The organism is Brucella grignonensis, assembly GCF_002252505.1.
Classification (GTDB): domain Bacteria; phylum Pseudomonadota; class Alphaproteobacteria; order Rhizobiales; family Rhizobiaceae; genus Brucella; species Brucella grignonensis.
Genome location: NZ_NNRL01000153.1, coordinates 24,876 through 46,885, shown reverse-complemented (window position 1 = coordinate 46,885; position 22,010 = coordinate 24,876). Strand labels below are relative to the sequence as shown.

Below are 22,010 nucleotides of genomic sequence, written 5' to 3'. Positions count from 1 at the left end.
TCGCAGTAATGAGTACGAGGTAGGCAAGGCTATGGCTTCTAAATCCAAGGCGCAAAAGCTCGACCAAGAGGTCGAACAGGCACTTGAACAGGCACTTGATATCGATTTCGGCGACGATTTCGATATTGATATGGACCTGAGTGCGATTGATGAAAAATTTTCAATCGATGACCTGGAAGAGCAGATTTCGCGCGCGGCCGAAGAGTTGGTTGCGGAGCAGAACACGAAAGTAGTCGGCGCTGAGAAGATCTCTCCCGTAGACATTACGACAGAAGGAAAGGCAAAGGCCGAAACGATTGCCACCGTTTCCGTCATTGCAAGCCCTGCCGCACCGCCTGTGCCTCCAGTCGTCAGTGCTGTGCTCCCATCCGCCTCACTTGAAGCTGCCAATGTTGCGCCAAAGCCTGCCAACAAAGCCAAGCCAGCAGTTCAGGAAGCCGCGCCTAAGCCTGCAACCTCATCGCCAGTATCGGCGCCAGTATCAGCGCCAGTATCGGCCGTTGTTGCTGCCACGCCCGCTACCGCCCTCACGCCTGCCAATGACGATTCTCGCAATGGCAGAGCCGTTGCTGCTGCGCCTCGCCGTGTAACCGAACGTTCTTCCAAGCTCTATTGGACAACGACAGCTATGAGCGTGCTCTGGGCTGCCGGTGGCGTTGCGATCAGCAAGGCTATCAGCCCTGACGTCTTCTCGAACCTGCAGGCGACCAAAGATTTCTTCACATCCCCCGCCGGTATTGGCGTAATTGCTGGCACAGTATTGCCTGTGGTCATGTTCTGGGGCTTTGCACATCTCGTCCGCCGTGCGCAGGAAATGCATGTCGCAGCGCGCAGCATGTCGGAAGCTGCTCTCAAGCTCTTGCAGCCTGAAGCCGCCGCTGGTGATCGTGTATCCACACTGAGCCAGGCTGTCCGTCGCGAAGTTGCCGCGATGAACGAAGGCATTGAACGCACACTCGCACGCGCTGTTGAACTTGAGACTCTCGTTCAGTCCGAGGTCAATCAGCTTGAACGCGCTTATAGCGACAACGAAGTTCGTATCCGTTCGCTCGTCAGCGATCTTGGCAATGAGCGCGAAGCCGTGGTCAGCCATGCTGAGCGTGTCCGCTCTTCAATCACCGGCGCTCATGAGCAACTGAAGGAAGAATTGTCTAGCGCTGCCAATATCATACGCGACAATGTTGTCTCTGCATCTGAACAACTTAGCTCGCTTCTTGGTGATTCTGGTGAACGTCTCATCGGCAGCATCAATGAAAGCGGTGGCGCAATTGCTGAGGCGATTGAAAAGCGTACCGGCGATATTGCAACGCGCATCACCACTTCTGGTGAAGCATTTGCAAATGAACTCGATACCCGCATTGCCACGCTCGATCAGCAATCACGTGACATTTCGGAACGCGTGAGCTCCGCGCTTGATGAGCGCACCGCTGGCATCGCCACCTTGCTGGGCGGAGCCACTCAGTCGATGGTCAGCGAATTCGATGCGCGTCTGACACAGCTCGACACAACGCTCAACGAACGTGGTCGTTCGCTCCTCACCGAGTTCGAAACACGCGCCCATGCACTCGACAGCAGCACAGAAAAACTCAATGCAGCTCTCGAAACCCGTTCGCGCCAGATCAATGAAAATCTCATTGCTCGCACCCGTGAGATTGCAGAAACCTTCTCCGGTGGCCGTACTGCATTCAGCACCATGATTGATGACACGAAGACGAAGATCAGCGATGATCTGACTTCGATCAGCGAAACCGTGGGTGGCATTCTCAACGAGAAGGCGTCGTCCTTCGCAGGCAAGCTTGCTGAAAGCCGCGATATCCTGGCATCGTCGCTTGAAGGTGAAACCGAACGCGTTTCTGCGGTCATTCGCGGTCATGCCGATACGCTTGCTGCACGCACGAGCGATATCGAGAGCGCCATCAACAACAGCGCTTCGGCTCTTAATTCAGCTGCAGAGCAGCATGCAGCCATCCTTGCAGACAGAACCAGTGTTCTGCAGGAAGAAATGGCTAACAATGCCTCGCGCCTTGATGCGACTTTTGCTGATCATGCCCGCTCGCTGGACGAACGCGCTGCTGCCTTGCATAGCGTCATCGCCGGAAATCAGGCGGTGCTTGCTCAACTGATGGATGAACGTACAACCGCACTGCGCGATAATTTCAATGAAAATCGTGAAGTTCTGGCACGCACATTCGATGAGCGTGTGAGCTCGTTGACGGCGCTTATCGCTGATAATCAGCAGGAACTGGCGCGCGTCTTTGACGAACGTTCACAGGCGATCAGCGAAACGATCGGCGCAAGCCGCAATGCATTCGAAGCGACATTCACGGATCATGTTCAGCGTGTTGAGGAGCGTACAAGTGGCCTCCGTTCAGTTCTGAACGATCATAACAGTGCCCTTGCCCACATTCTTGATGGACATGAGCAGACCATTGAAGGTCGTACAGCTGCGATCCGTGAGACGCTGACCGACAGCACCGCTTCGCTCAGCCAGACCCTTCAGGATCACGGCGATATTCTTTCGCAGCGTGCTGCAAACCTGCACAATGCGATTGAAAACAGCAGCGATGTCATTACCCGCGCATTCGAAGGCCAGACTGGCATTATCGAAGAACGCACACAGACTATGGAAAAGGCGCTCGCTATCGGCGTCGATAACGTTCGCCGCGCGCTTGAACAGAGTGCAGGTGTCGTTGCTGGCTCGCTGCGTGAAAAAATTACCGAAGCAGCAAGCGTTCTGTCCGCAGAAGCTGCAAAAGCTGGTGAATCGCTCGACGGTTTCGGCCAGAGCTTCAGTGCTGATCTCACCACCAACCTCGCCGCTACTGAAGAGCGCCTCGGTGAACGCGCAAATGCAATCGCATCGCGTCTGGGCCAGATTGAGCGCAGCATTGCTGACACTGCAAGCAAGACAAGCGAAACACTCGCAGGTCAGAGCGAAGCATTTGCGGCAAGCGTTGCCGACAATCTGGCTGGCACTGAAGCCCGCCTGAACGAGCGTGCAAGCGCGATTGCTGGTGGACTTGAAGCCATCGAAAGCCGCCTCACCGGTGAACTGTCGGCAATCGAAGCCCGTATTGCTGATACTGCGACGAAAACCAGCGAAACGCTGGCTGGTCATAGCGAAGCATTCTCTGCCAGCGTTGTTGATAATCTCGCTGGTACTGAGGCGCGTCTTGCTGAACGTGCAAGCGCGATTGCTGGTGGCCTTGAAGTTATCGAAAACCGCCTCACCGGCGAACTGTCGGCAATTGAAGCCCGTATCGCTGATACTGCGACGAAAACCAGCGAGACGCTGGCTGGTCACAGCGAAGCCTTCTCGTCGAGCGTTACAGAGAACCTGTCCGGCACGGAAGCACGCCTTGCTGAACGGGCAGATGCCATCGCAACGCGCCTTGGTGACATCGGTTCACGCATCACGATGGAACTTGGTTCTGTTGAAGCACGCATCGCTCAGGTGACAGACACGACTGCTGTAACGCTTGAAGAACGCACGCGTGAACTCAATGCAGTTCTCGCGGCCCGCTCGCAGGAAATCACGCAGATTCTCAATGATACTGCCGAACCTCTCGTGCAGCGTCTGGCAGATAGCGGTCGCGGACTTGCAGAACAGCTGGAAGAAGCCACCCACGCAGCCACTGATCGCCTGCGCGCTGAAAATGCAGCACTCGTCAACGCACTGGCCAACCGCACGGCAGAAACCATTGCAGCGGTTCAGCAAGCAAAGACCGGCCTTTCGGAAAATGTCAGCGAATTGATCGACCGTCTCGCCGCTTCAAACGGCGAACTTGGCAAGCTGATCGATGCTGCCGCGCGCAATCTGACGAATATCGATGGTCGTCTTGTTGAAACAACAAGCAGCTTCGTCGAAAACGCCAACCGTGCGGCACAGATGTTCCAGGCTTCGACTGGTCTCATCGACACCAATATTGGTACGCTGCGCGCACTGTCAGACGGCACGCTGTCGCAGATCGCAGATATTGCCGAGCGCTTTGAAGAGCACGGCAAAGTTCTCTCGACCGCTTCGGACATGATCAGCTCGGCACAGAACGGCCTCGCGGGAACACTTGAAGATCGTCATCTGGCGCTCGACAAGCTGGCTTCCGGTCTGGTTGAAAAGTCTGAAGGCATCGAAAAACTGATGCAGTCGTTTGAAACCGTTGTTGCGTCGGCATTCCAGCGCGCTGAAGGCCAGACACGTTCTTCGGCTGAGAAAATGCGTGAGAGCGTTGCCGAGATCGTTGAACAGGCATCGCAGAGATTCTCGGCTGCAACCGACGACATTCGTCGCACTGCAACGGAAATCCGTAGCGAGCTCGACACTACACGTGGCGAACTCAAGCGCGGCGTTCTCGATATGCCTGCTGAAGCCAAGGAAACCACGAGCGCAATGCGCAAGGCTGTTGGCGAACAGATCAATGCTCTTAAGGAGCTTGCTGAAATCGTCAACAAGTCGGGTCGTCTGGTCGACGTCGGTGAAAGCCGCGCAGATCGTCCAGTTTCGCGTCCGGTCCAGACTCAGCGGGCAGCACCTACCCCAGTTCAGGCACCTGCTGCGGTCCAGCGCCCTCAGATTTCTGCACCGGCAGAGGTTGCTGTTCGCGCCCGTCCGGCAGAAGCTCCGAAGGCTGCACAACCTGCTCAGTCAGCTGAAAAGCCACGCGGTTGGGTTTCCGATCTTCTGGCTCGCGCATCACGCGAAGATGAAGTTGCTGCACCTTCGCAGGCACAGCCGACCCAGGCTCCACGTTCGCCAAGCCATGTGGTTGAATCGCTCAACTCGCTCTCGGTCGATATCGCTCGCGCAATCGATCATGAAGCATCAGTTGAACTTTGGGACCGCTACCGCCGTGGTGAACGCAATGTCTTCACACGCCGCCTCTACACGCTGAAGGGTCAGCAGACCTTTGATGATATCAAGCGCAAGTATCAGACAGATGGTGAATTCCGCCGTGCGGTAGACCGTTACATGGATGACTTCCAGCGTCTGCTCGAAGACGTTGCCCGTAATGATCGTGACAACATGGTGACACAGACTTACCTGACGTCGGACACCGGCAAAGTCTACACCATGCTTGCTCACGCAAGTGGACGCCTGCGCTAAACGCAGTGAAATGAACAATAAAAAACGCGGCTTTCAGGCCGCGTTTTTTATCGTCGCTGTTTCAAGCGGTGCACATTTTTGATGAGATTCTATGTTCGTTGAGTTAGCTGCGAGCCGAAAGATATTGAGTCTTCTCTAACCCCGTGGATGTGGGCTCGGCCTGACATTAGAGCGCGTTTCGATCTGATTGGATCAGATAGGCGCTCTAAATATTTGTTTTAACGCGCATCTTTGTTCGAAAACCGTTTCACACTTTTCGGGATGCGCTCTAAGATCGGAACAATAGACACTTGGCAGAAGTGCAAAATCGAAACGCGATCAATAAAAAGGCAGCCCGGAGTGAACCGAACTGCCTTCAATGATCTCGAATTTCAACACTTAAAGCGAAGATATAGTCCAGCTGACAATGTCGCTTGCTGTGCGTTCGAATGCGGCATCAAGAGCTTTTACGTAACCGCTATTGGTCGTTCCTGAAACGGGAACAGCCGAACGGAAGACGTGCGTTGCACGTACTTCACCGTTCTTGTCGTTCATAAGCTTGACCGCGATTTCAACGACAGCTGCCTTTTGTGCACCATAGGCCTGAATGCTGAATACACGAAGGTCAGTCAGTATCTGGTAATTGATAGCGAGGCCATCGCCAGGTCGCCCTACGCCACCAAAGACGCCCGTATTTTCATAGGCCTGCACAAGGCGCGACTGAACAAGGTTCGGCAGTCTGTCGCCCCATTGAGCGCCCTTGAGATACTCAATCGCACCGGGTGCTGTGTTGACGACAATATTCTCGCTATCCAGTGCTTTCAACGCGCTCGGCGCAGGAACCAGAAGCTGAAGGTTTTTGCGGCTTGCGGATGCAGATTTCGTCTGTTGTGGGGCTGACAAGCTAAACGTATCGAGCGGCGTGGTCGTTCCGCATCCTGCCAACAAAGTTGCAAGCAGAAGGGGCGCAGTAACATTTCGGATCAAATTGCGAGGGGATTTTGTCACGACAGAACCTGTAATGGACATTAATGACGCGTCCTTCCGTTATACTGCGGAACACTACCAGAGCCACCAAACAGCAAACGCTGAGGATTGCGTTCGAGGTCAGTTACAGCCTGTTCTACACGCTGCACAGCGCGGCGGCTATCACCAATCAGCGCCTGAACATCGCTCAAGCCCTGTCCCGAAAAACGCTCAAGGTTGCTGGCGATTGGCGTAATACGCTTATCCAGATTGCTCGACAGCTGACGGATGGATTCAAGTGTTGCCTTGGCTTGCGCGACCACACCGTCTTTATCATCGCTGGAAAGCAACTGATCCGCTTTTGCGATAACGCTTTCAACGCGTGAGGAGGCAGCATTCAGGCGCGCCATCATTTGTTGTGCATCAGAAACGATCTTGTTGATGTTTGCGGCGTTCGAACCAAGTTCGTCAATCACATCAGCATTTTTGGCAAGTGCATCTGTAAAGGTCTTGGTATTTTTGATCGTGTCGGTCAGAGGGCCACGCGCCTCCTTGGCAAAGCCTTCCAGCTCACCAAGCACGGAGTTTGCCCGGGCGAAGATGTCCTGTGCAGTAGCCAGCAGGTTGTTCACAGCAGAAGGGTCGGCATCTATTCGGGCGACTGTATCTTCTTTTGCTGCTTCTGTGAGGAGGTTCGGCTCATCGAGACGTCCGCCTTTCAGCTCAACATAGGCCTGACCTGTCAAGCCCTGAAAGCCCAGCGTAGCCTCGGTTGAGCGTGTAATCGGCGTGGTTGCGTTTACACGCGTTTTAACGATCACCATTCCTGGATTGGTTTCGTCGAGATGCAGATAGCGGACATCGCCGACCTTGATACCATTAAACAAGACCTGACTACCAATACCCAAACCTGTAACTGATCCGGGTATGCGCACGTCGAGCTCAACCGAATCCCGCGCTTCACCGAAACGGGCGATCCAGTACACGAAACCGAAAGCCAGCAGGCTGACGAGTAGCGTGAAAACTCCTACCAGTACGTAATTGGCCTTCGTTTCCATATCTTATCCAGTCTGCAAGCGGCTGCCGGGCCGCCGTCTGCTCGGCGCTGATGTGTCGATCTGACGTGCGCGCTTTCCTCGAAAATAGGATTTTACCCATGGGTCGTCTACAGTCAGCATGTCTTCAATGGAACCACTAACCAAAACTTTTTTGTTCCCCAGGACAGCGATGCGATCACAGATCGCAAAGAGACTGTCGAGGTCGTGCGTCACCATGTAAACAGTGAGCCCCATCGTATCGCGCAGATTGGCGATCAATTCATCGAAGTCCGCAGCACCGATTGGATCAAGACCCGATGTCGGCTCATCGAGAAAAACGATATCCGGATCGAGTGCCAGCGCACGTGCCAATGCGGCGCGCTTGATCATGCCGCCAGAAAGTTCAGACGGGAATTTTTCAGCCGTATCCGGCTTCAATCCCACCAGATCAATTTTCAGACGTGCCAGTTCATCCATGAGCTTTGGAGACAAGTCGAGATATTCGCGCATTGGAACCTGAATGTTCTCAAGCACATTGAGGGCAGAAAACAACGCACCATGCTGAAACAGCACGCCCATGCGCATATCGATTGCCATCTTCTCGATTTCAGTCAGCTTATCGATATTGCGCCCCAGTATCTCGATCTCGCCTGACTGCTTCTTATTCAGCCCCAGGATGGTTCGCATCAGCACAGACTTACCTGCACCTGACGGGCCGATAAAGCCAAGAACTTCGCCCTTGTAGATATCAAGCGACAGATTATCGAGCACAGGAGCGCGTCCGCCGAAACCAACGGTAACATCCCGCACCGAAATGATCGGCACAGGCGCATCGTTGCTCTCTACGTCCTGCAATTCCTGCTGAATATCGATGTTATTCTCCATATGTATTCTTTAACCGAGCTTGCGATTCGACTGAACCGCTCGGGACCGCGCTAATTCGGATTTGTCCGCGACTGTGTCCGAAAGACCCCATAAAACTTTCGACCCAGCGGGTTAGAAATCAATAGCTGCGTAGAACATGGCAAACATGCCGTCGACAACGATCACAACGAAGATTGCCTTCACCACCGAAGCAGTCACTCGGCGGCCAAGTGATTCTGCGCTACCGCCAACTTTCATGCCTTCAACTGAGGCAAGAATACCGATGATCATGGCCATGAAAGGCGCTTTAATGAGGCCGGCGAAATAGGTGTTGAGTGCCACCGCATCATGCAGACGACTGATGAAAGCCTCTGGCGAAATATTCGAATAAAACCATGCGACAGCGGCTGCGCCAATCAAGGCAGCCAAATCTGCAATGATTGTCAGAAGCGGCAAAATCACTACCAGAGCGACAAGCCGCGGAAAGACAAGAACACCTACCGGATTAAGTCCGATAACGGTGAGCGCGTCAGTTTCCTCACGCATTTTCATCGAGCCAATTTCAGCCGTAATCGCACTGCCCGATCGACCCGCAATCATGATGGCAGTCAAAAGAACCCCGAGTTCGCGCAGAACCAGAATGCCAACCAGATCGACAACAAAAATTTCAGCTCCGAAATAGCGAAGCTGAAACGCGCCCTGCTGTGCAATAATGGCGCCTACAATCGTTGACATGAGGATGATGATCGGGATTGCTCCCACACCCATCCGGTCCATCTGCTTGACGATTGCAGGAATTGGAATGCCGGTTCCGCGTCCTGCTTTCAGCTGTGCGCCACGAATAGTGGCACCCAGAATATGCATCGCCATCAGGAAGTCTTCATAGATGGCAGCAACGCCCCGGCCGACGGATTCCAGCATTGAGATGATGAAGAATGGCTTCTTCGTCTGAGGCACATCCAAAGTTCGCACAACAGAATCGCCGACTTCTTTCATCAGAGGAAGCCAGGCCGGTTTAACGCCTTCCAGACGAACATCTATCTCTTGAGACAATAGTCTTTGGCGCAGCCGTTCAATCAGCCATGCACCAGCAGTATCAAGTCCCGCCACATCCGTTGCATCGATGATAACGGCTTGTGAACCACCGACTTTTTCTAGCTCACGCATCTTCTTATCGATAATGCTGACGCTTTGCGAAATCCAACGTCCACTCAGGCTGATAAGACGTGCACCATCATGCTCGGCCAAATCAATCTTTGGCGCGACATTGGCGGCAGTACTTGCTTTGTCGGCAGCGTCGGTCAACATGGCCTAACCTCTTATACGAGTCGTTGCACGACCGAAATACTGCGTCCTTAAAGGCATATCCATGCACAATAGCTTGAAAATCATTCATGAACGCTATCCCATCGCTGGGAAATTCACAATCTCCCGTGGCTCCAAGACCGAAGCCTTGGTGGTTGTCTGCGAGATTGGCCGGGATGGCCGGTTGGGACGCGGTGAGTGTGTTCCTTATGCCCGTTATGGCGAATCGATCGAAAGCGTAAGTGCACAGATTGAATCCGTTCGCGATGCTATCGAGAGCGGTGCGACGCGTCAGGATATCCAGACAATTATGCCTGCGGGTGCAGCACGCAATGCGGTTGATTGCGCGCTTTGGGATCTGGAAGCAAAGCAGTCCGGTAAAAGCGTTGCTGATATGCTCGAGACGCCAACACGCGCACTTGAGACAGCGATTACGGTGTCGCTTGGCACACCAGAGGAAATGTCAGTTTCCACAGCAAAAGTCGCGCATTACCCGCTGATTAAGGTCAAGATGGGTGGTGATAACGATATTGAACGTATCCATGCCGTTGCGAATGCCGCCCCAAACAGCCGCATCATCATCGATGCAAACGAAGGCTGGACGGATGCGAATATCGAAGAAAACATGGCAGCGGCAGCTAAAGCAGGTGTGGTTTTGATCGAGCAACCCCTACCTGCTGGCAAAGACGACATTCTGAGCCGCATCACCCGTCCGGTGATCATCTGTGCTGATGAGAGTGTGCACACGTCTGAGGGCCTCGAAGACCTCGCAAAACGCTACGATGCCGTGAATATCAAGCTGGATAAGGCTGGAGGGCTGACTGAAGGATTGATCATGCGAGAAAAAGCGATATCGCTTGGCTTGCAGGTCATGGTCGGTTGCATGGTTGGCACATCGCTGGGGATGGCGCCTGCCGTATTGCTCGCACAAAAAGCCAATGTGGTTGACCTTGATGGTCCACTGCTTCTGGCACAGGATCGCGTTCCCGGCCTTCATTACGATGGCGCTCTGGTTTATCCGCCCGAAGCAACCGTCTGGGGCTGATTATCTAGCTTGTTTATTGGCTGTGCGACACTCTTTGTTGACGAGAGCACGTTTTCGAGAATGTCTGCACAGGCCTTCCATGTAAAAGGTTTAAGCACTTCGGCCGGATCAAAGGTTGGCATTTCAAGCGCCTGCAGACATGCTTGATGCAGATCATCAGAAAGAATACCGGCCCTGGTGGCACCAATAACGTCGGCAGAACCTGGTACGGGAAATGCCGCAACAGGCAGGCCCGATGAAATCGCCTCAAGCAGAACCAGACCAAATGTATCTGTTCTGCTTGGAAATACGAAAATATCTGCCGATGCATAGATGCGCGCCAGATCTTTTCCCTCTTTCTTACCAACAAAGACAGCCTTCGGAAAACGTGATTTCAAGTCGTCTAAAGCCGGGCCGTCCCCTACGATCAGCTTTGTTCCAGGCAAATCAAGTTCCAGAAACGCTGGCAGATTCTTTTCAGTTGCTACACGGCCGACACAGATAAAGACAGGCTGGGGCAACTCCCTCACAACATCATCGCGTGGATGAAACAGCGTGCGATCAACACCCCGCGTCCAAAGCTCCAGCCCGGTAAAGCCACGCCCCTGCAAATCGTCCAGAATCGATTGGGTTGGGACCAGTGTGTGCGATGCTGCATTATGGAAACGACGCAGAAACGCATAGGTCCACTTTGGCGGAATAGGAAATCGATCCCGAAGATATTCGGGAAACCGGGTATGGAAACTTGTAGTGAAGCTCCACCCCATTTTGATACAGGCGCGTCGTGCCATAAAGCCAAGCGGGCCTTCTGTCGCGATGTGTACATAGTCAGGGTTTAAGCGTGCCAGCTTTCGCCGAAAGGCCGGGGGCGTTGTCAATGCCAGACGAATTTCCGGATAGGTTGGGCAGGGAACCGAACGGTAATCCTGTGGCGAGATGACAATAACTTCATAACCACGTTCGGTCATCAGCTCGCAGCATTTCGCCAGTGTTCTTACAACGCCATTCACTTGCGGATGCCAGGCGTCGGTGACGATGACCAGCTTCTTCATCGGTTTCCGTTCACTGCTTTGCTTGCGGCTCGCGGAATTCTGATTATCCTGCCGCCCGTATTGCCTTCCTGAACGGCAGGAAGCGATGGTCGCTGACCAAGGCGCTCTGTCCACTCCAGCAACTCCATACGACCATCGAAATGCTCAACGACTGCTGTACAGCTTTCGACCCAATCGCCCGTATTGATATATTCAACACCATTCAACTTCTCGATGGTTGCGTGATGAATATGACCGCAGATCACGCCATCCACCCCGATACGCTGCGCTTCTTCCGAAACAACGTCTTCGAAATTGCCAATGAAGTTGACTGCCTTTTTGACGCGAAACTTGGCCCAGGCCGAGAATGACCAATATCGCAATCCGAACATGGCGCGGACACGGCTCATCACTGTGTTGATCCAGATTGCCGTATCGTAAGCCCAATCACCGAGATAGGCGATGAAGCGTGCATTGCGTACCACCACATCAAACTGATCGCCATGGATGACAAGAAACTTGCGGCCATCTGCAGTTTCGTGGATGGCCCGGTTCATGACTTCAATGCCACCAAAATGCGTACCCTGGAAATTGCGCAGGAACTCGTCATGATTGCCGGCAATATAGATGATAGTCGCGCCTTTGCGGCTCTTGCGCAGAAGCTTCTGAACCACGTCGTTATGCTCTTGCGGCCAATGCCAGTTGCGTCGCAGGCGCCAGCCATCAACGATGTCTCCAACCAGATAGATTGTTTCCGCCTCATGACAACGCAGAAAATCCAGCAAAAGTTCGGCCTGTGCCGCTTTAGAGCCAAGATGCACATCCGAGATGAATAGAGTGCGGAATTGCTTTGGCTCGATCTGATCTTCGCTCATTTGGTTGTCCTTCCATTGGCAACCTTGGGGCAACCCGGATTTGAGCGCAGAAAACCCGATTCATGTCACAAACATATGACGACGAAAAAAGAGGCGCGAAACTGGAAGTTTCGCGCCTCTTTGGGAGTGCCGAAAGAAACTGCGGACCACCCGTATCAATCAATGAAATTGGCTATTCCTACCTATGTCTTAACTTACCAGTTCCAGTTTCGGACCTATGTAAGTTGACTTGGGTCGAATGAGTTTATTTTCCTTTATCTGCTCGCGACAATGCGCGGCCCAGCCCATTGCCCGGCCCATAGCAAATACGCAGGTAAAGGCCTCACGCGGAAAATGCAGCTGCTCAAGAAGAAGGGCGGTGTAGAATTCGACATTGGTTTTAAGTGAACGGTCTGGCTTGTGGTTTGCCAACGCAGAAATCGCTGCGGCCTCAACAGCTTCGGCCAGCATCAAACGGCTTTCATCCTTATTCTTGTTCTCCAGAACGCGCAGAAGAGCAGCCTTAATAGCGTCGGCACGCGGATCACGAACTTGATAAACACGATGGCCAAATCCCATCAACCGTTCGCCTCTGGAAATTGCATCTTGCAGCCATTGTTTGGCATTATCCGCCTTCCCTATAGCGTCCAGCATATCAAGGACAGGAGCCGGAGCTCCGCCATGCAGCGGCCCTTTCAAAGCGCCGATGGCGGCCAGAATCGAAGATGTCATTCCGGCTTGGGTCGATGCTACGACGCGTGCAGCGAAGGTCGACGCGTTTAAGCCATGATCCGAAACTGAGACGAGATAACTATCCAAAGCTTGAACATCGTGCTCTTCAGGCATCCGAACATTCGCCATGCGCAGAATATCAACGCTATGTGGAAGGGATGGATCAGGTGAAACCATCTGCCTGCCGCGTTTTGCACGCATGATAGCTGGCGTAAAAACGGCGGGTGCGGCGACCATATACAGAGCTGCCGTAAGATCGTCACCATCCGGGATTCTTGCTATAAGCGCACGAACCGCCTCAATGGGCTGTAAATCCAAAAGCTCATCATCAATGGCGTCCGTATGATGGAAGATTTGAGCGCGTGCTTCGCCCAATGCGCGCTGAAGCTCACCCCCCTTGGGAAAATCATCAAAAAAGCCATTCCATAATAATTCAATGCAATCCTCAACGCGAGTGTGAGGCACAAGGCTGTCGAGTGACCGTCCACGAATGATAAGTTTCCCCAAGAGACCATCGACATCTGATAGAATAGTCTCAGCTGCGACCACATCTTCAAGACCGGCGTTCATGACACATAACCTTAAAATTGTTTACTGAATTTTACTAAGTATATTCCTCTCAAAATCCGGCGAAACAGTTCAATATAGTTAGCTATTAAAGTATAGTCTTATATAATAATTCTGATATTAGAACTGTCGGCCATGCGCCGCTTATTGTTTAACCTCCCCTGATTTTTATCGCAAAATAAAGCCTGCCATCACATGGAGGGCGCAAAAGGCTTGGAACAGGTGGACATTTCCGCGCGTCAACCAAAATCCAGTTGATTGGTGGGATCGCTTGGTGGCATGTCTACCGCCATAAAAGAAGCGGTTTCATTTGTAATACCCTGCGGCTGTGGAATAACTGCTTCTTGGAATCGAGCCTATAGTGATTTGATAGTTTGAGATAAGAACGATAATGGCTCAAAGGACGCAAATTTGCGTCACTGCGTGGCTTCCTCCCTCGGCTGCGCGTATGAACCGGAAAGCGATGCGATAATGACCAACAAAAAGACCCCCTCCACTTCCACGCGTTCAGATTTTGACGAAGCGGCGCTGTTTTTCCACCGCTATCCAAAGCCCGGTAAGCTGGAAATTCAGGCCACAAAACCGCTCGGCAATCAGCGCGATCTTGCGCTTGCCTACTCGCCTGGCGTCGCGGCCCCTTGCCTGGCGATCCATGAAGATCCAGCCGCTGCTGCCGAATATACGGCGCGCGGCAATCTGGTCGCTGTCGTTTCCAACGGCACTGCCGTTCTCGGTCTTGGCAATATCGGCGCGCTCGCATCCAAGCCGGTAATGGAGGGCAAGGCCGTCCTCTTCAAGAAATTTGCTGATATCGATGTTTTCGATATCGAAATCGACGCTCACGAGATCGAACGCATTGTGGATGTGGTTTCTGCTCTGGAGCCGACCTTTGGCGGCATCAACCTCGAAGACATCAAAGCACCTGAGTGCTTCGAAGTTGAAGAGCAGCTCCGTGCCAAAATGAACATCCCGGTTTTCCATGACGATCAGCACGGAACGGCGATCATTGTCGCTGCGGCAGTGCTCAATGGTCTGGAACTTGCTGGCAAGAAGATCGAAGACGCAAAGATCGTAACGTCAGGTGCCGGTGCGGCAGCACTCGCCTGCCTTAATCTCCTCGTTAATCTCGGCGCCAAGCGCGAGAATATCTGGGTCTGCGATCTCGAGGGTGTGGTCTATGAAGGCCGTAACACTCTTATGGATCGCTGGAAGGAAATTTACGCGCAGAAGACTGACGCACGCGTACTCGCGGATGTCATTGGCGGCGCCGATGTGTTCCTTGGACTTTCAGCAGCAGGTGTTCTCAAGCCTGAACTGCTCAAGCAGATGGCGGACAAGCCACTTATCATGGCGCTTGCAAACCCAAATCCGGAAATCATGCCGGAAGCCGCCCGTGAAGCACGCGCTGACGCCATGATTTGTACCGGACGGTCGGATTATCCAAACCAGGTCAACAACGTTCTCTGCTTCCCATATATTTTCCGTGGTGCGCTCGATGTCGGTGCAACAGCCATCAATGAAGAAATGAAGCTTGCAGCAGTTCGTGCCATTGCAGCACTTGCACGCGAAGAACCTTCAGACGTAGCCGCCCGCGCCTATTCAGGTGATACACCGACATTCGGACCAGACCACATTATCCCATCGCCATTCGATCAGCGTTTGATCCTGCGCATTGCTCCCGCAGTCGCCAAGGCTGCGATGGAGAGCGGTGTAGCCACGCGCCCAATCGACGATTGGGAAGCCTATATGGACAGGCTGAACCGCTTCGTCTTCCGCTCCGGTCTCATAATGAAGCCGGTCTTCGCTGCAGCACGCGCGCAGAGCAAGCCAATGCGCGTGATTTACGCTGATGGTGAAGATGAACGCGTATTGCGTGCTGCACAGGTGGTGATTGAAGAACGCATCGCGCTGCCAATCTTGGTCGGCCGTCCGCATGTTATCGAAACACGCCTTCAGCGCTACGGTTTGAAAATTCGTCCGGGCAAGGATTTCGATCTCATCAACCCGGAGGATGATCCACGCTACCGCGACTATGTTGATCTGTATTTGTCCTACACCGGTCGTCAGGGTGTAACGCCTGAGGCAGCACGCACAATCGTTCGTACCAATTCAACCGCAATTGCAGCGCTCGCTGTCATGCGTGATGAAGCGGAAGCTATGATCTGCGGTCTGGAAGGACGTTTTGAACGCCACATGCGCGTTGTAAAGCAAATCATCGGCAAACTGCCGGGCATCAGCGATTATTCTGCACTGAGCCTGCTTATTTCGCAGCGCGGTGCGCTATTCCTCACCGATACTTATGTCAGCGTTGAACCGGAAGCCGAAGAAATTGCGGAAATGGCAATTTTGGCGGCAAAAGAAATCAGCCGCTTTGGCATTGAACCAAAAGCAGCCCTTGTTTCACACTCGAACTTTGGTTCGAAAGAGTCGGCAAGTGCTGAAAAAATGCGTCGGGCGGCAGCAATCCTTGCTGAAAAAGCACCAGAACTTGAATCTGATGGCGAAATGCATGGTGACTCGGCGCTGTCACAAGCTCTGCGTGATCGCGTATTCCCGAATTCTCGCCTCAAAGGGGAAGCTAATCTTCTGGTCTTCCCCAATCTTGATGCCGCAAATATTACGCTGAACGTAGTCAAGACCGTTACCGATGCACTGCATGTCGGTCCGATCCTGCTTGGAGCAGCACGCCCCGCCCATATCCTTACACCATCGGTTACATCGCGCGGCGTGGTTAATATGACTGCGCTTGCGGTTGTTGAAGCACTTCAACGTTCCGGTGAAGTAAAAAGATAGAGCTAAATAAGCTTTTACTTTAATATAGATAATACCATTAAATAAAAATCGCCAAGTATGAATAAACATACTTGGCGTTTATGATTTTTTAATTGTAACATATAACAATCCCCATACGGACAACGGGACGGGCTTGTTCTATGATGGTTTCTAATAAGAATTTTTTTCGTGTATCATCTCTGGTGACGTTAATAGCGACCGCAGCGCTGATTGCTGGATGCACAACAACGCAACCAATACAGCAATGCAGCCCTAAAGATAAAGCACGTTTAACAAATAATATAACTTCTACAAAAGCAAAGCTTGATCGCAACAAAGATGAACTTTCTCGAACGCGCACTGAGATGGCAAAACAAAGTTGTATTGGCATTTCAGCAAGTAAATCTTCCGCTTGCATACGCCTCAAGACGAGAGCCGAAAAACTTCAATCGGAGATTAATACACTTGAAGGCCGGGTTGCGGAGCTGAACGCCACACTTGCTGGCAGACCTCACGCAGGCAGATTTGTGCAGGCGTGTTCTGCAAACTGGATGCCAGCTCGGAAAATGCAAAAGGCTGCTCCAAAGAAGCCATCCGCGAAGAAGGCACCGAAACAGGATTACGCTAAAGTCGCGAAAGCGGTGAGCGAGCCGGTGGAAGATTTCGTTGTGCCAGCATATGAAGCGCCGGAAACAGGCTATGTGCCCACGGCTCTTCCAAAGGTACAACCGGCTGCTTATGTTGCTCCGGCAGCGACTACGCCGCCAACGGAGCGAACCTACACGGAAAGTTCGAAAGTCAGAGTAGTCGGCTCTTCGTTCTTTCCGGACCAATCAAAACCAGCAGATCCGCAAGCTCCGGACCATGCGCCTGCCCCGTAAGAGCTATTCGCAAGGGCATGAACAGTGTCTTGCCCTTGCGTCCCGTTGCTGCTTTCACAGCATCGGTCCAGATCTTCCAGGTCTGTTTGTCCCATGGCTCAGCCGGTAGCATCGTGAGTGATTCACGCACGAAGGCAGAATCCTCTTCGGACAGTTCAGGCTTTTCAGGCAAATCGGCGTTGATGATCTGCCACCAATGAGCAACATCATTAAATCGTTCAAGATTACCGCGTACAGTCAGCCAGAATTGCTCAACATTCTCACCATGAATACCCAATGCTTCGAGACGGCCTGCTGCCTTCTCATACGGCATCTCGTGCAACAATGCCCGATTGAGCGTATCAAGTTCAGCCGGGTCGAACTTTGCCGATGACTTTGAAATAGAGGCAAGGTCAAAGCGGTCTGCAAGCGCATCCATATCCGTAGCAGCGGAAACCGCTTCGGAAGTCCCGATAAGTACGGCAAGAGACGCAACAGACATTGGCTCATATCCACTATCGCGCAGCGAGCCGATCGACAGTGCACCGGAGCGCTTGGAAAGGCCCTCGCCCGAAATTGTTGTCAGAAGATTATGATGCCCAAACACAGGTGACTTAGCGCCGAGTGCATTGAAAATCGCAATCTGGACACCTGTATTGGTGACGTGATCATCACCGCGAATGATGTGCGTGACGCCCAGATCAATATCGTCAACAACCGATGGCAGCGTATAAAGATAAGTACCATCTTCACGAACGAGAACAGGGTCTGACATCGAAGCAAGATCGACTGTCTGAGGGCCGCGAACCAGATCGTCCCAATGAACTTCTGTGCGCGTTGTTACGAACGGGTCGCTCTCGAAATTAGGTAGAAGAAAGCGCCAATGCGGCTTATGCCCTTCTGCTTCAAAAGCTGCCTTTTCTTCATCGGTCAGCTTCAGCGCTTCCCGACCGTAAACGGGCGGAAGACGGCGAGCCAATCGCAATCTGCGACGGCGTTCCAGTTCATCGGCTGTTTCGTAGCAGGCATAAAGCAATCCTGCCTGCTTCAGCTTCTCGACAGCCTTCGCATAAACGTCGAAGCGCTTTGACTGGTATTCAACACGGTCTGGCTTCACGCCCAGCCATTCGAGGTCAACCGCAATAGCGTCGGCATATTCCTGCTTCGAGCGTTCAACGTCGGTATCGTCGTAACGCAGAATAAAACTACCGCCATTCTTTTTGGCATAAAGCCAGTTTGAAAGCGCGGTACGCGTGTTACCAATATGAATATAGCCCGTCGGAGACGGTGCAAAACGAACGGTTACGGTCATCATAAAATCTTTCAGCGGTCGCGGAAGCGGTTCGTTATTGGATAACGACGATCACGTCCGAAATTCTTCTTGGTAATTTTGACACCGGGCGCGGATTGCCGGCGCTTGTACTCAGCCAGATTGAGCAGATGTTCGATGCGTTGCACGGTTTCAAGCGCATGACCACGTGCGACAATCTCTGCGTTACTCATCTCATTTTCAACGAGGCATTCGAGAATGTCGTCCAGCACCGGATAAGGCGGCAGACTGTCCTGATCGGTCTGGTTTTCGCGCAGTTCAGCAGACGGTGCCTTCGAAATGATATTCTGCGGGATCACTTCGCCAGAAGGACCAAGGCTGCCAACCGGAACGTTGCTGTTGCGCCACTCAGACAACGCATAGACCTGCATCTTATAGACATCCTTGATGGGGTTGAAGCCACCATTCATGTCGCCATAAAGCGTTGCATAGCCCACCGACATTTCAGACTTGTTGCCCGTAGTCACGACCATTGAGCCGAACTTGTTGGAGATCGCCATAAGAATGGTGCCGCGCGCACGGCTTTGCAGATTTTCTTCGGTAACGCCACTTTCAGTGCCTTCAAACATTGGCTTCAATGCAGACAGGAAGCCTTCGACGGGCTCTGCGATCGGCACGATATCGTAACGCACGCCGAGCGCTTTCGCGCAATCGGCTGCATCTTTCAGCGACTCTTCCGACGTGTAACGATAGGGCAGCATCACACAACGCACACGATCCTTACCCAATGCATCGACACCCAACGCCGTACAGATCGCCGAGTCGATACCACCAGACAAACCAAGCACGACATCCTTGAAGCCGTTCTTGTTCACGTAATCACGCAGGCCCAGCATACAGGCTGCATAATCAGCTTCCAGACCTTCCGGCAGCTTTGCCTTTTCGGCTGCTTCGCAATGCCATCCGTCACCATCCCGCTTCCAGACGGTCAGCGCGATCGCTTCTGCAAATTGCGGCATCTGCAGGCTAAGGGTCTTGTCCGTATTGAACACAAAGGAACCGCCGTCGAAGACCAGTTCGTCCTGCCCGCCAACCTGATTGGCATAGAGCATTGGAAGTTCGGTTTCGATAACCTGTTTCAGCACAACCTGATAGCGACGCTCAATCTTGGCGCGATGATAAGGCGAACCGTTTGGAACCAATAGGAATTCTGCGCCACTTTCAGCCAAAGTTTCCGCTACGCCCATATCGCCCCAGATATCTTCGCAAATCGGAATACCGATGCGAACACCACGGAAATTCACAGGTCCCGGCATCAGTCCGGGCTGAAAAACGCGCTTTTCGTCAAACTCGCCGTAATTCGGCAGATCAACCTTAAAACGTTCGGCGATGATTTCGCCACCGTCGAGAACAGCGATAGAATTGTGCAAGCCACTATCACGTTGCAATGGCGTGCCGATGATAACGCCTGGGCCACCGTCAGCTGTATCCTTAGCAAGCTCTGTCACTGCCTTTTCACAAGCTGCAACAAAGGCTGTTTTCAGAACAAGATCCTCAGGCGGATAGCCTGCGATGAACAACTCGGTGAACATCACGAGGTCGGCATTTAATTTGGCAGCTTCTGCGCGTGCCTTACGAGCCTTGGCAAGATTTCCGGCAATGTCGCCCATAACAGGATTGAGCTGTGCAACAGCAATACGAAGCATATCGAGATTCTCGCTAGCGCTGATCATGCCCAAGCTTTAACGCGCTTGTGCAATTAATTGCAACGGATGGAGTGGAAGAACGACTGTTCTTTGTCAGATCAGATAGGTTGTGAAGAGTACATAGCCCCATGTGATGGCTACAAAAACAATGGCGATCAATACGGCAAGAGATCCACAATCCTTGGCAATCTGAATCTCCTTATGAAAATCGCGGGAGACAGCATCGCAGGTCGCTTCAATGCCAGTGTTCAGCACTTCGACCAGAATGAGAAACAGGATCGACCCTGTCATCATCAGGAATGCAAGGCAGCTCGGAGCCAGAAAAAATGCAACGGGCAACGAGATCAGAAACAGAACGAGTTCTTGTTGAACTGCCTTTTCATGCCGAGCTAAGTGCTTGAGAGCACGCATTGAATTGAGAAACGCCAGTAAAATTCGCTTCATCGATGCCCCTATCAGCTTTCGTGAAAATCAATAAGTGAGTCCAGTTTAAATGCAACAGGGCGAAGGATATTTCCTCCGCCCCGCGCAAACTAAAAAGTGACTTATTCCGATCAGGCGTTAACGGCCTGCTTTTCCGAACCCAAATCACGTTCCTTCTTGAGAAGCTCTGCCAGAAGGAAGGCCAGCTCAAGCGCCTGATCTGCATTCAGGCGTGGGTCGCAATGCGTGTGGTAACGGTCGTGCAGGTCTTCTGCCGAAATTGCGCGGGCGCCGCCCGTGCATTCCGTGACGTTCTTGCCGGTCATTTCGACATGGATACCACCTGGATGCGAACCTTCAGCGCGATGGATTGCGAAGAAGGATTCCACTTCCTTGAGGATGCGGTCGAACGGACGCGTCTTGTAACCGCCAGCGGTGATCGTGTTGCCATGCATCGGATCGCAAGACCAAACAACCTTGCGGCCTTCACGTTCAACAGCGCGGATAAGCTGTGGCAGATGATCGCCGACCTTGTCGTAGCCGAAACGAGCAATAAGCGTCAGGCGCCCTGCTTCGTTTTCAGGATTGAGAAGGTCGATCAGACGGATGAGATCATCCGGCTGCAACGACGGACCGCATTTCAGACCAAGCGGGTTTTTGATGCCACGGCAATATTCGATATGCGCATGATCAGCCTGACGTGTGCGGTCACCAATCCAGATCATGTGACCGGAAGTGCCGTACCAGTCGCCGGACGTTGAATCGACGCGTGTCAGCGCCTCTTCATAGCCAAGCAGCAGTGCTTCATGGCTGGTGTAGAAATCGGTTTCACGCAGCGAATGATTGCTGTCCGCTGTGATGCCGATCGCACGCATGAAGTTCATCGTCTCGGAGATGCGCTGAGCGAGAGCTGCATAACGCTCTGCCTGCGGGCTCTTGCCAACAAAGCCGAGCATCCACTGGTGCACATTCTCAAGGTTCGCGTAACCACCCTGAGCGAATGCACGCAACAGGTTCAGCGTCGCAGCAGACTGGCGGTAAGCCATGTCCTGACGCTGTGGGTCGGGGATACGCGATGCTTCATCGAACTCGATGCCGTTGATGATATCGCCACGGTATGAAGGCAGCTCAATGCCATTCAGCGTTTCCATATCGGAAGAGCGCGGCTTGGCGAACTGACCAGCAATACGGCCAACTTTAACAACAGGCTTCGACGCACCGAATGTCAAAACAACGGCCATCTGCAAAAAGACGCGGAAGAAGTCGCGAATATTATCCGCGCCATGTTCTGCGAAACTCTCTGCACAATCGCCGCCCTGCAGCAGGAATGCCTTGCCTTCAGCAACGTCTGCAAGCTGTGATTTGAGCTTGCGTGCCTCGCCTGCAAAAACGAGCGGTGGATAGGTACGAAGGCGAGCCTCAACATCGGTCAAAGCCTGTGCGTCTGGATAAAACGGCACTTGCTTGATCGGTTTGTCTCTCCAGGAATTCGGGGTCCAGTTCTTCGTCATTTCACACC

General features: G+C 52.8%; 15 protein-coding genes and 1 pseudogene. 5 read left to right on the top strand and 11 right to left on the bottom strand.

Annotated elements, in window-relative coordinates; genetic code table 11:
- Positions 1 to 31: 31 nt before the first annotated feature.
- Together CEV33_RS24860 and CEV33_RS24855 are read left to right on the top strand one after the other, a co-directional pair.
- A pseudogene (locus CEV33_RS24860) lies at positions 32 to 2,311 on the top strand (kinesin); the annotation flags it as partial.
- Positions 2,288 to 5,101: an apolipoprotein A-IV repeat region-like domain-containing protein gene (locus CEV33_RS24855; protein WP_456236562.1), complete on the top strand. Its 2,814-nt coding sequence runs from the start codon at positions 2,288 to 2,290 to the stop codon at positions 5,099 to 5,101. The pseudogene CEV33_RS24860 and the gene CEV33_RS24855, both read left to right, overlap by 24 nt.
- Positions 5,102 to 5,479: 378 nt before the next feature.
- Here CEV33_RS24855 and CEV33_RS06000 read toward each other — a convergent pair whose 3' ends face one another.
- The 4 genes from CEV33_RS06000 to CEV33_RS05985 all read right to left on the bottom strand — a co-directional run bounded on the left by CEV33_RS06000 (position 5,480) and on the right by CEV33_RS05985 (position 9,255).
- Entirely contained in the window at positions 5,480 to 6,109 is a 630-nt protein-coding gene (locus tag CEV33_RS06000; protein WP_094539586.1) for an ABC-type transport auxiliary lipoprotein family protein, read from the bottom strand.
- On the bottom strand, positions 6,109 to 7,104 hold the full coding sequence (locus tag CEV33_RS05995; protein WP_094539585.1) for an MlaD family protein: 996 nt from the start codon (positions 7,102 to 7,104) through the stop codon (positions 6,109 to 6,111). Before CEV33_RS05995 ends, CEV33_RS06000 begins: the two co-directional genes overlap by 1 nt.
- A 3-nt stretch (positions 7,105 to 7,107) precedes the next feature.
- On the bottom strand, positions 7,108 to 7,968 hold the full coding sequence (locus CEV33_RS05990) for an ABC transporter ATP-binding protein (protein WP_167388133.1): 861 nt from the start codon (positions 7,966 to 7,968) through the stop codon (positions 7,108 to 7,110).
- Between the two features lie 111 nt (positions 7,969 to 8,079).
- The gene (locus tag CEV33_RS05985; protein WP_094539584.1) at positions 8,080 to 9,255 is read right to left on the bottom strand and encodes an ABC transporter permease; all 1,176 of its coding nucleotides are present in this window, start codon (positions 9,253 to 9,255) and stop codon (positions 8,080 to 8,082) included.
- Between the two features lie 61 nt (positions 9,256 to 9,316).
- On the opposite strand from CEV33_RS05985, the gene dgcA reads away from it, so the two are divergent.
- Positions 9,317 to 10,297, top strand: a complete 981-nt coding sequence (gene dgcA, locus CEV33_RS05980; protein WP_094539583.1) for an N-acetyl-D-Glu racemase DgcA — start codon at positions 9,317 to 9,319, stop codon at positions 10,295 to 10,297.
- On the opposite strand, the gene CEV33_RS05975 is transcribed toward dgcA, so the two are convergent.
- The 3 genes from CEV33_RS05975 to CEV33_RS05965 all read right to left on the bottom strand — a co-directional run bounded on the left by CEV33_RS05975 (position 10,267) and on the right by CEV33_RS05965 (position 13,463).
- Positions 10,267 to 11,328, bottom strand: a complete 1,062-nt coding sequence (locus CEV33_RS05975) for a glycosyltransferase family 4 protein (protein ID WP_094539582.1) — start codon at positions 11,326 to 11,328, stop codon at positions 10,267 to 10,269. The two genes, dgcA and CEV33_RS05975, sit on opposite strands and share 31 nt — an antisense overlap.
- Positions 11,325 to 12,182, bottom strand: coding sequence for a UDP-2,3-diacylglucosamine diphosphatase (locus CEV33_RS05970; protein WP_094539581.1), 858 nt, complete (start codon positions 12,180 to 12,182; stop codon positions 11,325 to 11,327). Before CEV33_RS05970 ends, CEV33_RS05975 begins: the two co-directional genes overlap by 4 nt.
- 189 nt (positions 12,183 to 12,371) lie before the next feature.
- Positions 12,372 to 13,463 (bottom strand): citrate synthase/methylcitrate synthase, encoded by a 1,092-nt coding sequence (locus CEV33_RS05965; protein ID WP_094539580.1) that lies wholly within the window; start codon positions 13,461 to 13,463, stop codon positions 12,372 to 12,374.
- A 468-nt stretch (positions 13,464 to 13,931) separates the two neighbouring features.
- Between CEV33_RS05965 and CEV33_RS05960 the strand changes: the two genes are divergently transcribed.
- Both CEV33_RS05960 and CEV33_RS23660 read left to right on the top strand, forming a co-directional pair.
- Positions 13,932 to 16,253 (top strand): NADP-dependent malic enzyme, encoded by a 2,322-nt coding sequence (locus CEV33_RS05960; protein WP_094539579.1) that lies wholly within the window; start codon positions 13,932 to 13,934, stop codon positions 16,251 to 16,253.
- A 140-nt stretch (positions 16,254 to 16,393) separates the two neighbouring features.
- Positions 16,394 to 17,113 carry a hypothetical protein gene (locus CEV33_RS23660; protein ID WP_141211567.1) on the top strand — a complete coding sequence of 240 codons (720 nt, stop codon included), beginning with the start codon at positions 16,394 to 16,396 and terminating at the stop codon, positions 17,111 to 17,113.
- On the opposite strand, the gene gltX is transcribed toward CEV33_RS23660, so the two are convergent.
- The 4 genes from gltX to CEV33_RS05940 form a co-directional block, all read right to left on the bottom strand.
- On the bottom strand, positions 17,031 to 18,404 hold the full coding sequence (gene gltX, locus CEV33_RS05955) for a glutamate--tRNA ligase (RefSeq protein WP_094539692.1): 1,374 nt from the start codon (positions 18,402 to 18,404) through the stop codon (positions 17,031 to 17,033). The genes CEV33_RS23660 and gltX overlap by 83 nt on opposite strands.
- Before the next feature lie 11 nt (positions 18,405 to 18,415).
- On the bottom strand, positions 18,416 to 20,095 hold the full coding sequence (locus tag CEV33_RS05950) for an NAD+ synthase (RefSeq protein WP_094539578.1): 1,680 nt from the start codon (positions 20,093 to 20,095) through the stop codon (positions 18,416 to 18,418).
- A gap of 66 nt (positions 20,096 to 20,161) precedes the next feature.
- Positions 20,162 to 20,512 (bottom strand): diacylglycerol kinase, encoded by a 351-nt coding sequence (locus CEV33_RS05945; RefSeq protein WP_094539577.1) that lies wholly within the window; start codon positions 20,510 to 20,512, stop codon positions 20,162 to 20,164.
- A gap of 110 nt (positions 20,513 to 20,622) precedes the next feature.
- Positions 20,623 to 22,002, bottom strand: a complete 1,380-nt coding sequence (locus CEV33_RS05940; RefSeq protein WP_094539576.1) for a class II 3-deoxy-7-phosphoheptulonate synthase — start codon at positions 22,000 to 22,002, stop codon at positions 20,623 to 20,625.
- Positions 22,003 to 22,010 lie beyond the last annotated feature (8 nt).